Source organism: Sphingobium sp. KKT206 (assembly GCF_055640555.1).
The window spans coordinates 1,828,145-1,840,374 of sequence record NZ_CM145764.1; the positions used below are offsets into that span (position 1 = coordinate 1,828,145).

11 protein-coding genes are annotated in these 12,230 nt (G+C 65.2%); all 11 read right to left on the reverse strand.

Annotated features, from left to right (window positions below; all coding sequences use genetic code 11):
- Positions 1-5: 5 nt before the first annotated feature.
- Complete coding sequence (murD, locus tag ACZ2HM_RS08625) at positions 6-1,520, reverse strand: UDP-N-acetylmuramoyl-L-alanine--D-glutamate ligase (RefSeq protein ID WP_470426768.1); 1,515 nt, start codon at positions 1,518-1,520, stop codon at positions 6-8.
- Positions 1,517-2,590: a phospho-N-acetylmuramoyl-pentapeptide-transferase gene (gene mraY / locus ACZ2HM_RS08630; protein ID WP_037477658.1), complete on the reverse strand. Its 1,074-nt coding sequence runs from the start codon at positions 2,588-2,590 to the stop codon at positions 1,517-1,519. Before mraY ends, murD begins: the two co-directional genes overlap by 4 nt.
- Complete coding sequence (locus ACZ2HM_RS08635) at positions 2,590-3,972, reverse strand: UDP-N-acetylmuramoyl-tripeptide--D-alanyl-D-alanine ligase (RefSeq protein ID WP_470426769.1); 1,383 nt, start codon at positions 3,970-3,972, stop codon at positions 2,590-2,592. Before ACZ2HM_RS08635 ends, mraY begins: the two co-directional genes overlap by 1 nt.
- A gap of 115 nt (positions 3,973-4,087) precedes the next feature.
- Positions 4,088-5,533, reverse strand: coding sequence for a UDP-N-acetylmuramoyl-L-alanyl-D-glutamate--2,6-diaminopimelate ligase (locus ACZ2HM_RS08640; RefSeq protein WP_470426770.1), 1,446 nt, complete (start codon positions 5,531-5,533; stop codon positions 4,088-4,090).
- The gene (locus ACZ2HM_RS08645) at positions 5,530-7,245 is read right to left on the reverse strand and encodes a peptidoglycan D,D-transpeptidase FtsI family protein (protein WP_470426771.1); all 1,716 of its coding nucleotides are present in this window, start codon (positions 7,243-7,245) and stop codon (positions 5,530-5,532) included. Before ACZ2HM_RS08645 ends, ACZ2HM_RS08640 begins: the two co-directional genes overlap by 4 nt.
- Entirely contained in the window at positions 7,245-7,898 is a 654-nt protein-coding gene (locus ACZ2HM_RS08650) for a colicin transporter (protein WP_313923522.1), read from the reverse strand. Before ACZ2HM_RS08650 ends, ACZ2HM_RS08645 begins: the two co-directional genes overlap by 1 nt.
- A complete protein-coding gene (gene rsmH / locus ACZ2HM_RS08655) occupies positions 7,895-8,860 on the reverse strand; it encodes a 16S rRNA (cytosine(1402)-N(4))-methyltransferase RsmH (protein ID WP_470426772.1) in 966 nt (321 codons plus the stop codon). Before rsmH ends, ACZ2HM_RS08650 begins: the two co-directional genes overlap by 4 nt.
- A complete protein-coding gene (locus ACZ2HM_RS08660; RefSeq protein ID WP_470426821.1) occupies positions 8,857-9,354 on the reverse strand; it encodes a division/cell wall cluster transcriptional repressor MraZ in 498 nt (165 codons plus the stop codon). The genes rsmH and ACZ2HM_RS08660 overlap by 4 nt, the downstream gene beginning before the upstream one ends.
- Before the next feature lie 184 nt (positions 9,355-9,538).
- Complete coding sequence (locus tag ACZ2HM_RS08665) at positions 9,539-10,747, reverse strand: Gldg family protein (RefSeq protein WP_470426773.1); 1,209 nt, start codon at positions 10,745-10,747, stop codon at positions 9,539-9,541.
- A gap of 31 nt (positions 10,748-10,778) precedes the next feature.
- Positions 10,779-11,087 (reverse strand): hypothetical protein, encoded by a 309-nt coding sequence (locus tag ACZ2HM_RS08670; RefSeq protein ID WP_096062565.1) that lies wholly within the window; start codon positions 11,085-11,087, stop codon positions 10,779-10,781.
- A gap of 42 nt (positions 11,088-11,129) precedes the next feature.
- Positions 11,130-12,125 carry a cysteine synthase A gene (locus ACZ2HM_RS08675; protein WP_313924812.1) on the reverse strand — a complete coding sequence of 332 codons (996 nt, stop codon included), beginning with the start codon at positions 12,123-12,125 and terminating at the stop codon, positions 11,130-11,132.
- Positions 12,126-12,230 lie beyond the last annotated feature (105 nt).

Sequence of the window (12,230 nt, forward strand, 5' to 3'; positions counted from 1 at the left end):
GCCGTCTAGTCGAGCGCCGCGACGGCGGCGACGAACGCATCGCCGCGCGCCTCGAAATCGCGAAACTGGTCGAAACTGGCACAAGCGGGCGAGAGCAATATCACGTCGCCGGGCTGCGCGATGCGCGCGGCGCGGCGGACGGCGGCGCTTAGCATCTCACTATCGTCCACCGCCATAGAGGGGCGCAGCAGGTCAGCGAACATATGCCCCGCTTCGCCGATCGTATAGGCATGGGCGACATTGCCGAAATGCGGCACGCACTCGTCCAAATTGTCGGACTTGGCAACACCACCCAAGATCCAGTGGATGCGGGGGCGGCCGTCCTTTGCGGGCCAGGCGGCGAGCGCAGGCGCGGTGGAGGCAGCGTTGGTCGCCTTGCTGTCATTGACGTAAAGAACGCCGTTACGAGTCGCCACGGCCTGCATGCGGTGGGGGAGCGAGGCGTAGCTCACGAGCGCGTTGGCCAGCGTCGCGTCGTCAATATCGAGCGCCTTGGCGACGGCGATTGCTACAGCCGCATTCTGCGCATTGTGCGGCCCTTGCAAAGCGGGCCAGCCCAATTGGGTATTGGGATCGATGGTGGACGATGCGACCGTCACAACGCCGTGCTCCTGCGCAAGCAGGAGCCCAGGGTCGGATGGCACCTCGTTACGCTCTAGGCTCCTGCTTTCGCAGGAGCACAATTTCTCGGCAATCGCCCGGCTCGGCTCATCCTCGGTTGCAATCACCGCGACATGGCCCGCCGACTGCATCGCGAACAACCGCGCCTTGCTCGCCACATAACCCTCAAACCCGTTATAGCGGTCGAGATGATCGGGCGTAATATTGAGCAGCACCGCGACATCGCAATCCAGGCTGTAGGTCAGGTCGATCTGATAGCTGGACAGTTCCAGCACATAGACGCCCACCCCTTGCAAATTCGGCTCCAGCGGCGGTTGGCCCAGCACGGGCAGGCCGATATTGCCGCCCATGGTCGTGGGATAACCCGCCTGCTCGATGATATGATGGATCAGCGCGGTCGTGGTCGACTTGCCGTTGGTGCCGGTTATGCCGACGACCTTGTGCGGCGGCAGCGTCGGCCGGGCGAGCGCGAACAGTTCGATGTCGCCGATGATCGGCACGCCGGCGATCTTCGCGCGCATGGCGATGGGATGCCGATTGAGCGGAACGCCCGGCGACACGACGATGCCGTCGAAACCGGTCAGGTCGATCTCCATCGGATCGCCGATTTCCAAAATTCCGTTCGTTTCGAGCCCTTCGACTGCTTGCCAAGGCAGGCGCTCAGGATAAACTTCATCCCGTTGGGATGAATTCGAGAAACCCTGCTCTGCGCAATCGTCTCTCGACTTCGCTCGAGACGAACGGCCAAGGGCTATAGCAGCCGCGCGCGCCATTTCCTGGCTATCCCAGGCCACAACCCTCGCCCCGCTGGCCAGCAGCGTTTCGACCGTGGCAAGGCCGGACCGCGCCAGCCCCAGCACCGCATAGGTTTTGCCTGCAAAGACCTCCGAAACGATCATCGCAGCTTCAACGTCGCAAGACCGGCGAGCGCCAGCACGAAGGCGATGATCCAGAAGCGGATCACCACGGTCGGTTCGGCCCAGCCCAGTTGCTCGAAATGATGGTGGATCGGCGCCATCTTGAACACGCGCTTGCCGGTGCGCTTGTAGAAGAACACCTGGATGATGACCGACAGGGCTTCGACCACGAACAGGCCACCGATGATGCCCAGCACGATTTCATGATGCGCCGTCACCGCGATCACGCCGATCGTTCCACCCAGCGCCAGCGATCCGGTATCGCCCATGAACACGGCAGCGGGCGGCGCGTTGAACCACAGGAAAGCGAGCCCCGCGCCGATGATCGCACCGCACAGGATCGTCAGGTTGCCCGCGCCCGGCACATGCGGAATGCCCAGATATTCAGCGAAATCAGCGCGCCCCACCAGATAGACGATCAGCATGAAGGCCAAGCAGGCGATGATCACCGGCATCGTCGCCAGCCCGTCCAGCCCATCGGTCAGGTTCACCGCATTGCCGAACGCCACGATGACGAAGGCGGCAAAGCAGAAATAGAAGGGACCAAGCTCGATCGCCGGACCATTATAGAAGGGCACGTAGAGCGCGGTATTGCCATGGCTGTTGACGATCATCCATGCCGCGACGCCCGCGATCAGGAACTCGAACGCCAGCCGCATCTTGCCCGACAGCCCCTTGTGGCTGGCCTTGGTCACCTTGTCATAATCGTCGAGGAAACCGATCGCGCCGAAACCCAGCGTCACGAACAGGCAGGCCCAGACATAGGTGGACGACAGGTCCATCCACAGCAGCACCGATATGATCATGGAGGTCAGGATCATCAGCCCGCCCATGGTCGGCGTGCCCCGCTTGGCCAGATGCGTCTGCGGGCCATCATCGCGGATCGGCTGCCCCTTGCCCTGGCGGACGCGCAGCCAGCCGATGAATTTGGGACCGATCACCAGACCGATGATGAGCGCGGTGAAGATCGCCGCGCCCGCGCGAAAGGACAAATAGCGGATGAGGTTGAAAATACCCTCGAAATCCATCGTCTGGGCAAGCCAGTACAGCATCAGTCTTGTTCTCCGTCGGCAAGGGCCGCGACCAGCCGGGACAGGCCGATACCGTTCGATCCCTTGACCAGCAGCGCGTCGCCCGCGCGCAGTTCATTTTGGATGATGGGGATGGCGCTCGCCGTATCGGCGACATGCGCGAAGGGCAGCACGCCGTCCAGCGCATCGGCGAGCGGCTGCATTTCTGCGCCGACCAGAATGACGTAATCGATCCCATTGTCGCGCAGCACAGGCGCGATATCGGCATGGAGTTCCGCGCTGCGACTGCCCAGTTCCCGCATCCCGCCCAGCACCGCCAGGCGACGGTCGGCTGTCTCCCGGCCGAGTTGCCGCAACGTCGCCGCCATCGACAGCGGATTGGCATTATAGCTTTCGTCGATCAGCAACGCCGTGCCGCCGCCAACCGAGACGGTCCGCCGCTCGCCCCGGCCCGGCAGGCCCGGCATCTCCGCCAGCGCCAGACCCGCCGCGGCCAGATCGCCGCCGACCGCATCGACCGCCGACAGCACCGCCAGCGCATTGGACACCCAATGTTCGCCCGGCGCGGCAACCGTAAAGCAGAGTTCGGCATCGGGCAGCTTGGCCGTGACCAGCGTGCCACCGCCCGGCGCGGGCACCGTTTCGCGCGCATGGACATCGGCCTGCGGACTGGTGCCGAAGGTCAGGATGCGCCCGGCATGACGCTCCGCCTTGTTGTAGAGCAGCGCCACATGCGGGCTGTCATAGGGAATGATCGCGGTGCCGCCCGGCTCCAGCCCCTCGAAAATCTCGGCCTTGGCCTCGGCGATCGCCGCTTCGGTGCCGAAAAATTCGATATGGGCGGGCGCGATGGCGGTGACGATGGCGACATGGGGCCGCACCTGCCGAGTCAGCGCGGCCAGTTCGCCCGCATGGTTCATGCCCATTTCGAACACGCCGAACGCCGCGTCACCCGCCATCCGCGACAGGCTGAGCGGCACGCCGACATGATTGTTGTAGCTTTTGACCGAGCGGTGAACCTGCCCCGGATGCGCGCGATCCAGCGCCTGGAACAGCGCTTCCTTGGTCCCGGTCTTGCCGACCGATCCGGTGACGCCGATCACCTTGCCACTCATGCGCTTGCGCGACGCGCGGCCCAGCGCTTCGAGCGCGACGGCGCTGTCGGGCACCAATATATGGGGATGATCCACCGGCTCGCTGACGATCGCCCCGGCCGCGCCCTGGGCAAAGGCCTTGTCGAGGAACTTATGCCCGTCGGTCGCCTCGCCCTTCATCGCGACGAACAGGTCGCCATCCGTCACTTCGCGGCTGTCGAACGCCACGCCCGAAACGGCAAACGGCGCCGACGCGGCGCCGCCCGTTGCCTGAGCGATGTCTGCGGAGGTCCACAATGGCTCCGTCACGCGCCCTCCTCCCCGTTCGCTTCGAGCAGCTTCGAGCAGCTTCGAGAAGCGTCTGTCGAGAAGGCAGCGCATAGTTCTCGACAAGCTCGAACCGAACGGAGGACGGATGGCAGGCTCACTCCGCGCACTCCCGCGCCACGGTGACATCGTCAAAGGGCAGCACCCGGTCGCCGATGATCTGGCCCTGCTCATGCCCCTTGCCGGCCAGCAGCACGATGTCGTCCTTGCCCGCCAGCGCGATCGCGGCGGCAATAGCGGCACGTCGCCCACCAATTTCCTCGGCTCCTCGCGCGCCCGCCATCACGGCGGCACGGATCGCGGAGGGTTCTTCGGAGCGGGGATTATCATCCGTCACGATCACATGATCGGCCAGTTCCGCCGCAACCTGCCCCATCAACGGCCGCTTGCCCGCGTCCCGGTCCCCGCCTGCGCCGAACAGCGCGATCAGTCGCCCGTTTGTGTGCGGGCGCAGCGCTTCGATCGCGGCTTTCAGGCCATCGGGCGTATGCGCATAATCGACATAGACCGGCGCGCCCGTCCGGCTGATGACGGCCCGTTCGAGACGGCCGCGCACGGGCTGCACCCGGCCCAGCAATTCCAGCACCTTGGCCACGTCCCCGCCGGTCGCGATGACTAGCCCCGCCGCCGTCAGCGCATTGGCCGCCTGATAGGCGCCGATCAGCGGCAAGTTGACGGTATAGCTTTTGCCCTCGACCTCGATCTCCAGCAATTGCCCCAATTGCGTCGGCGTGCGCGAGACGAGGCGCAGCGCTTCCCCCTTCTCGCCGACCGACAGCAGCTTGAGGCCGCGCGCTGCGACCCGTGCAATCACCTTGTCCGACCAGGCATCATCGGCCCAGACAACCGCCGCGCCATCCGCCGCCACCACTTCATCGAACAACCGCATCTTGGCGTCGAAATAGCGGTCCATATCGCCATGATAGTCGAGATGGTCGCGCGACAGATTGGTGAACGCCCCCGCGACGACCGGCAATCCTTCGGTCCGATACTGGTCCAGCCCATGGCTCGACGCCTCGAACGCGGCATGGCTGACGCCCTCACGGCGCAGGCCCGACATGTTGGCGAGGAAAGTGACGATGTCCGGCGTGGTGAGGCCGGTGGAAACCTGATCGACCGAGGTGGTGACGCCCAGCGTGCCGATGGAGGCGGCATGATGCCCCATCATCCGCCACAATTGCCGCGCCAGTTCCACGGTGGATGTCTTGCCGTTGGTGCCGGTCACAGCCACGGTCACATCAGGGAAAGGCGCGAAATAGCGCGCAGCCAGTTGCGCGAACAGGCGGCGCGGATTGGCGTGCGCGATATGGATCGCACCCTCGACCACCGCTTGCGGCCGGGCAACCACGGCGATCGCGCCTGCCTTCACTGCGTCAGCAATATAATCCTCGCCATTGACGCGCATACCCTCGAACGCGCCGAACACCGTGCCCGGCGCGACCTTGCGATTGTCGATCGCAAACCCCGTGACATTGCGGTCAAGGTCAGCGTCCGCCCCGACATGAGCATCCAGACCGTCGATCAGCGAACCCAGCCGTGTCATTCGCGCTCTCCCTTGGCCTTCCACAGCAACGGCATCAGGTCCGAAATATCCACGTCGCGCCGTTCGTCGGGCATCACGCCCAGCATCGGCCCGACCCGTTCGACCACGCGCTTGACCACGGGCGACGCCGTCCACGCGGCGGTGCGCAGGCCGAATGTCTCCGCATTGCCCTTGGGCTCGTCCATCATCGCCAGGACGACATAGCGGGGATTATCCATCGGAAAGGCAGAGGCGAACGTCGTCACCAGCGAACTCTTGTTATAGCGACCTTCTTCGGGCTTCTCGGCGGAGCCCGTCTTGCCACCCACCCGGAAACCCTTGGCGTCGGCGCTGCGTCCTGTACCCTCCGCCACGATCATCCGCAACAGCTGGCGCATCCGCGCGCTCGTTGCGGCGGTGAAAACGCGGCGACCCTGCGGCACATCGTCCCCATCCAGCTTGCGCAACGTCGCGGGCCGCCATAGGCCGCCATTGACGAGCGCAGCATAGGCGCTGGCCAGATGCAGCGGCGTCACCGCGATGCCATGGCCATAGGATACGGTCATCGTCGTGATCCGTCCCCAATTGGCGGGCCACAGCGTCCCGGCGCGCTCTTTCAGCTCGATCGGCGCGCGCTGGTCGAAATGCAGGGCGCGGAACAGGTCCTGCAACGGGGCCGCCCCCAATTCGTCGGCGATGCGCGCGGTCGCGATGTTGGAGCTATGGACCAATGTTTCAGGCACGTTGATCCAGCGCCCCATGGCGTGATCGTCCTTGATGCGGAACCCGGCGATGGCGATCGGCGCAGTCGCATCATAGCGCTTGCTCATCGACGTCACGACGCCCTTGTCCATGGCGGCGGCGATCGACAGCGGCTTGAAGGTCGACCCCAGTTCGTAGCGGGCCTGCACGATCTGGTTGCATAGCGGCGACTGGCTACAGCTCTTACCCGCATAATTTTGCAGCTTGTTGGGATCGAATACCGGGATGGAGGCCATGGCGATCACTTCGCCGGTGTTGACGTCCAATATGATCCCGCCCGCGCCACGCGCACGCTGCGACACCATCTGCGCATAAAGCTCGCTTTCCAGCGCGCCCTGTACCCGGCTGTCGATCGAAATGGCGAAGGGCTGGCCGCGCAGCGTCGCGTCGGTCAGCCGATCGTTGAAGGCCGACTCGACGCCCATCCCGCCGACGCCGTTGGCGTTGGGCGCAAAGCCCAGAACATGCGCTGCCAGCGTCCGCTGCGGATAAAGCCGTTCCTTTTCACGCGGAAATTCGATGCCGATTTCGCCCAGCGCATTCACTGCCGCCACCTGTTCGGGCAGCGCGCGGCGGCGCAGATAGGCCCAGCCCTTGCCGGTCAGCTTCTTGTAGAAGACTGCCTCGGCTTCGTCGGGGAAGATTTCGTGCAGCTTGCGCGCCAGTTCGGCCGGTTCGCCGATCAGCTTGGACGGCCGCACCGCCACCGAATAGGCATCCATCGTCCGCGCCAGTGGCACCCCGTTGCGATCGACGATATCGGCGCGCGCAGGCAGGAAAGCCGACAGCGCATCGTCGCCCTGGCCGCTCTGCGTGAAGATACCGACCCAGAATAGCCGCCCGATCACGATCAGCGTGATGAGAATGAACAGGATCAGCAACAGCATCAGCCGGTTATGGGCAACGGCAGTCAGGCTGACGCGCTGCCGCCCGACACGCGCATGGCCGGGTTGGACGATGATCGTAGCCATCAGCGCGCCCCCTTCTTGCGTTCGCGCGCCGCCTTGGCGCTCAAATCGCCCAGCGTGCTGTCATCCAGCAGCTTGGCATCGAGCATCGCCATCCGTTCCGCCTTGCGCGCGACCGGATTGGGCTTCGACACATCGGCATCGACCTTGGCCTGCACCGCAGGCGTCCGCGCTGGCGTGGCCTTGGCCAGCTTCTCGACATTGTCGGCGGCATGGGCTTCGCGAATGACGGCGATGTCGCTGCGAATCTGCGTCGCGGCGGGACTGGCGGGTGCGGCCTGCGGCGCGGAGGGCAGGTCGGCGGGGGTTTCGACCATCGCTACCATCACGGGCGGCGCGACATAGTCGGGGCCATTGGGCTGCACCCCGTCCAGCTGCGCCAGTGCGCGCTCGCCCGCCAGATATTGCCCGGCGGTCGGCGTGCCATACATGAAATCATGCTGGTTCCAGCTTTCGAGCTGCCGCATCGAGGCGCGCGCGCTGAATTCCGTTTCCAGATAACGGATCTCACCCTGCGTCCGCGCAATCTGCGCACGCACCCGCATCAGTTCGTTGCGCTCGGTCGCGACCTTGAGCGACACCATATAAGCCCCCAGCGCGCCCAGCGCGACCAGGATCACCCAGATCAGGCTCTGCAACCTCTTGACGGCGATCATGGACGGGCACTCCGGGCGGACGGGACAACAGGGGATTGGGCAACGGGGGCAGCGGTACGGACGGCGCTGCGCAAAGTGGCGGATCGGGCGCGGGGGTTGCGCGCCAGTTCCGCTTCACCGGCCCGCACCGCCTTGGCCGGCTTGGCAAAGGTCGGCGCAGCGCTCGCCTGCTTTTCGGGCATATGGCGCGATCCGCCCCCCTCGCCCCCGCTGCGATTGCGCAGGAACTGTTTGACGATGCGGTCCTCCAGGCTGTGGAAGGTGACGATCGCCAGGCGACCGCCCTCCTCCAGCAGCGCTTCGGCCGCTTCCAGCCCGCGCTCCAGTTCCTCCAATTCGCGATTCACATGAATGCGGATCGCCTGAAAGGTGCGGGTGGCAGGGTCTTTCTTGTCATGCGACTTGTGGCCCAGCGCGCGGCGCACGACGCTGGCAAGCTGCGCCGTCCGCTCCAACGGGCGCGCCATCACGATTGCGCGGGCGACCCGGCGCGACCGTGGCTCGTCGCCATAGCGATAGATGACGTCGGCAATCTCTTCTTCGGCCGCTTCGTTCAGGAAATCGGCGGCGTTCATGCCCGCCTGGCTCATCGTCATGTCGAGCGGGCCGTCAGCCTGAAAGGAAAAGCCGCGATCGGCCCGGTCGAGCTGCATCGAGGATACGCCGATATCGAGCGTCAGGCCCGACACCTGCTCGATGCCCTGTTCGGCCAGCAACTCGCGCATCCGCGAAAACTCGCCCGCGATCAGCAGGATGTCGTTCGCCGCCGCGACATCCTGACCTTCGCGGATCGCATCGGGGTCGCGATCGAAGGCGATGACGCGCGCGCCCTTGCCCGCCATGGCGCGCGAATAGCCGCCCGCGCCGAACGTGCCGTCGACATGGATTTCGCCCGGCGCAATGGCCAGGGCGTCCAACACTTCATCCAGCAGCACGGGGATATGCGGAACGGTCTCGGTCACTTGCCACCCTCAGCCGCGCGCGCATCGAGCCAGCGCTTCGCCTTGTTGCGGATGACCGCCGGACGATCGGGGCTAGCGACCAGCGCCTTGGGATCCCAGAGCTGGAAATAGAAGCCAACGCCCAGAAAGACGACCGCGTCGGTGATACCGACTTCTTCCTTGATATCGGGGTGCAGGAAGAAGCGGCCACCATCGTCGAAATTCACGTCTTCGATCATGCTCAGGCGATTTTCACGCTCCAGATCGCCGTTGAAGGGGCGGTTCGCCTCGCGCGCCAGCCGTTCCAACTCCGCGACTTCATCGAACAGGAACTGCTTGTGCGACAGGCCGAAACCAGTGGCGCAGCCATTGGCCATGTGGATCGACAGGCACAGCCGGTTCTCGCCGCCGCTGGCCTGCTTGACCTGCTTGCGCATCTCCAGAGGCAGCACGAACCGGCCTTTGCCGTCCGCGACGCTGATTGCGTTGCCTGAATAGAGAATTGCGTCCGACACGGCGACTAGCGGCCCCTTTTCCATGGGGCACAGATTTCCTGCCCACGGAACCGCGATCGCGAATCCCGATGCACAGGACTGATCAACGCCTGATGAACCCCAATGCGAGATTACCTATCAAGCATGGGCTGGGCTGCAAAGGGAATTTTCGGGATTTACCGGGAAAATCCGGTCAAAAATGGGATCAACCGCTTTTCGGCGCATCTCCTTCGGGATATACCTTTTTTGTTCTCGTGCCGCCGCCCGGCTTCACCCTGCGCAACAGCCCCGCACCCATCATCGCCCAGCCCAGCCCAGCCAGAATCGCCCAGCGCAGCGCCGCGACCACATCCGCCCCTTCGCGCATCCAGCGCCGATCGTCGGGGATCGCTGCGCCCAACCATTGCGCAATGCGCGCGGGCGTGTCGGCGCTCCAGACGCGGGGGTCGAGCGGCCGGGCGGGATCGGCAAGCCACAGCCGATCATCGATCAGGTCCGCATCGCCCAGCAGCACGACCTTACCCCGGCCGATCCGCTTGCGCTGCACCATGCCCTCGCCCCCCGCCATCTGCGCGCCCGACAGGGTGAGAAGGGCGCCATCGGGCAGGAACCAGCGCCGCTCCCCGTCCTCGATGCGATCGAACGCAAAGCCCCAATGGCCCAGCAACGGCTCCAACAAGCTGGTGGCGGGCGCGCGGCGACGGTCGCCCATGGGCAGGTCGGACGGCCAGCGCAGCAACGGATCGGCCAGCACCACCGCCCTGCCCCCGCCCCGCACCCAGCGATCGACCGCCACCAAGGCTTCGGGCGTCATCGCGCGCGGCTGGACGAGCAGCAGCAGGCGCGCACGCGACGGCTCCAATTGCTGTGCATCATCGATCGGCTGGACGGTGAAACGGGTACGCAGCACGGTGACGATCGCCGCATCGGCCCGTCCCTGCGCATCCCAGAACAAAGGCAGGGCGGTGATGACCGCCAGGGCCGGGCGATCGACGACAGGTTCGATCGGTTGCGCCGGGCCGCGCCACGCCAACAGGGCCGCCAGAGCCAGCAAGGCAATGCCACCGGCCACGCGTTTTGCGCGCAATGGCGCACCCTGCCGGACCAATGCACCACCAAACGCCGCTGATGATGCAACCAGGATCAAGCCGGTCGCCGCTACAGGGTCAGGCCACCGCCCCGCCGCGACCCCGCAAAAGAGCAAAGCGGACACGACGGCGCCCATAGTCCAGGCCAGCAGCGGCCATCCCTGCCTTGCCAGCAACAGCCCCATCGCCGCCATCACCGCCAGCGCGGGCCAGGCCCAATCCCATGGGTCGGTCTGTCCGGTCGCAAAGGCGCGCTGTAGTCCCGCGAGCAAAATCGCAAGGCCCGGCAGCCACAGGATCAGGACTCGCTTTAGCGCCGCCATCATGGGCGGCTTCCCCTGACCCTGTGCATCGGCGTCAGCGCGACGGCTGCGCGGGGTCGCGATCCATGGGATTACGCAAATTGGGGTCCGGCTCAAGGTCAGGGACCAAAGGCGCCTGCTCCGGCGCGGGCTGTACCCCAAGCTCAGCGAGCGGATCCCTGGGCGACACGGCGGCATTGCCGGTCATCGTCGGCACCGCTGGCGGCGGCAGCGCCGCATCGTCCACCCGCGCCTTTTCGATCACGATATTGGCAAGGCCCACCAGCAACACGACGCCCGCCAGTCCGGTCAGGCCGATCTGGACGCGCTGCAACCCTTCGACGCGGCGGGGTGTCTCAGCCATGGGCTTGCTCATTTTCTTGTCGCCGCGACCCGTGTCGGCGCATCAACCATTGTGCGCGAGCCAGGGGAAGACCGTCAAGCCCTTCGCTTCGAGCCACTGGCGATTATAGAGCGTCGAGAGATAGCGGAAGCCCGTGTCGCACAATATGGTGACGATCCGCTTGCCCGGCCCCAATTGCCGCGCCAGCGCCACCGCGCCAGCGACATTGATGCCCGACGAGAGGCCCAGGCACAGCCCTTCTTCGCTCAGCAGGCGGCGGACCCATTCCAGCCCTTCCTCATCCGAAATGCGGAACTGCGTGTCGATCGGCGCGCCTTCCAGATTGGCGGTGATCCGCCCCTGCCCGATCCCTTCGGCGACCGACGACCCTTCGGCCTTCAATTCGCCATGGGCATAATAGTTGAACAGCGCCGCGCCGTGCGGATCGCTGAGCGCGATGGTGATACCTTCATCCTTGGCCTTGAGGCCAAGGCCAACGCCCGCGATCGTCCCGCCGGTCCCCGCCGCGCAGGTGAAGCCGTCGATCCGCCCCTCCATCTGGGTCCAGATTTCTTCGGCCGTGCCGACGATATGCGCCTTGCGGTTGGCGATATTGTCGAACTGGTTGGCCCAGATCGCGCCTTCCGTCTCTTCCGCCATGCGGCGCGAGGTGTGGACGAAATGGCCGGGGTTGGAATAGGGCGCGGCTGGCACGGTCACCAATTCGGCGCCCAACGCGCGCAGCGTGTCCATCTTCTCGCGGCTCTGGGTTTCGGGCATGACGATGATCGACTTATAGCCCTTGGCATTGGCGACCAGCGCCAGGCCGATGCCGGTATTGCCCGCCGTCCCCTCGACGATCGTGCCGCCCGGCTTCAACAGCCCGCGTTCTTCGGCATCATTGACGATGAACAAAGCGGCGCGGTCCTTGACCGACGCGCCGGGGTTGGCGAATTCGCACTTGGCGAAGATGTCGCAGCCCGTTTCCTGGGAAGGGCCGGTGAGGCGCACCATCGGCGTATTGCCAATCAGCGCGAGACTATTGTTCTGGAGCAGCATGGCGTGACGCATAGCGGACGCCATGCACCTTTGCCAAGCAAGGGAATGATGGCCCGGTGAAAGAGCCGATTGTTAACACGGCCGCTGGTTAACGTCCCATCGCGG

Excerpts from the sequence above, each read along its gene's own strand:
- murD (WP_470426768.1), bottom strand. The coding sequence starts at position 1,520 with ATGATCGTTTCGGAGGTCTTTGCAGGCAAAACCTATGCGGTGCTGGGG.
- mraY (WP_037477658.1), bottom strand. The coding sequence starts at position 2,590 with ATGCTGTACTGGCTTGCCCAGACGATGGATTTCGAGGGTATTTTCAAC.
- ACZ2HM_RS08640 (WP_470426770.1), bottom strand. The coding sequence starts at position 5,533 with ATGACACGGCTGGGTTCGCTGATCGACGGTCTGGATGCTCATGTCGGG.
- ACZ2HM_RS08645 (WP_470426771.1), bottom strand. The coding sequence starts at position 7,245 with ATGGCTACGATCATCGTCCAACCCGGCCATGCGCGTGTCGGGCGGCAG.
- ACZ2HM_RS08650 (WP_313923522.1), bottom strand. The coding sequence starts at position 7,898 with ATGATCGCCGTCAAGAGGTTGCAGAGCCTGATCTGGGTGATCCTGGTC.
- ACZ2HM_RS08665 (WP_470426773.1), bottom strand. The coding sequence starts at position 10,747 with ATGATGGCGGCGCTAAAGCGAGTCCTGATCCTGTGGCTGCCGGGCCTT.
- ACZ2HM_RS08670 (WP_096062565.1), bottom strand. The coding sequence starts at position 11,087 with ATGGCTGAGACACCCCGCCGCGTCGAAGGGTTGCAGCGCGTCCAGATC.
- ACZ2HM_RS08675 (WP_313924812.1), bottom strand. The coding sequence starts at position 12,125 with ATGCTGCTCCAGAACAATAGTCTCGCGCTGATTGGCAATACGCCGATG.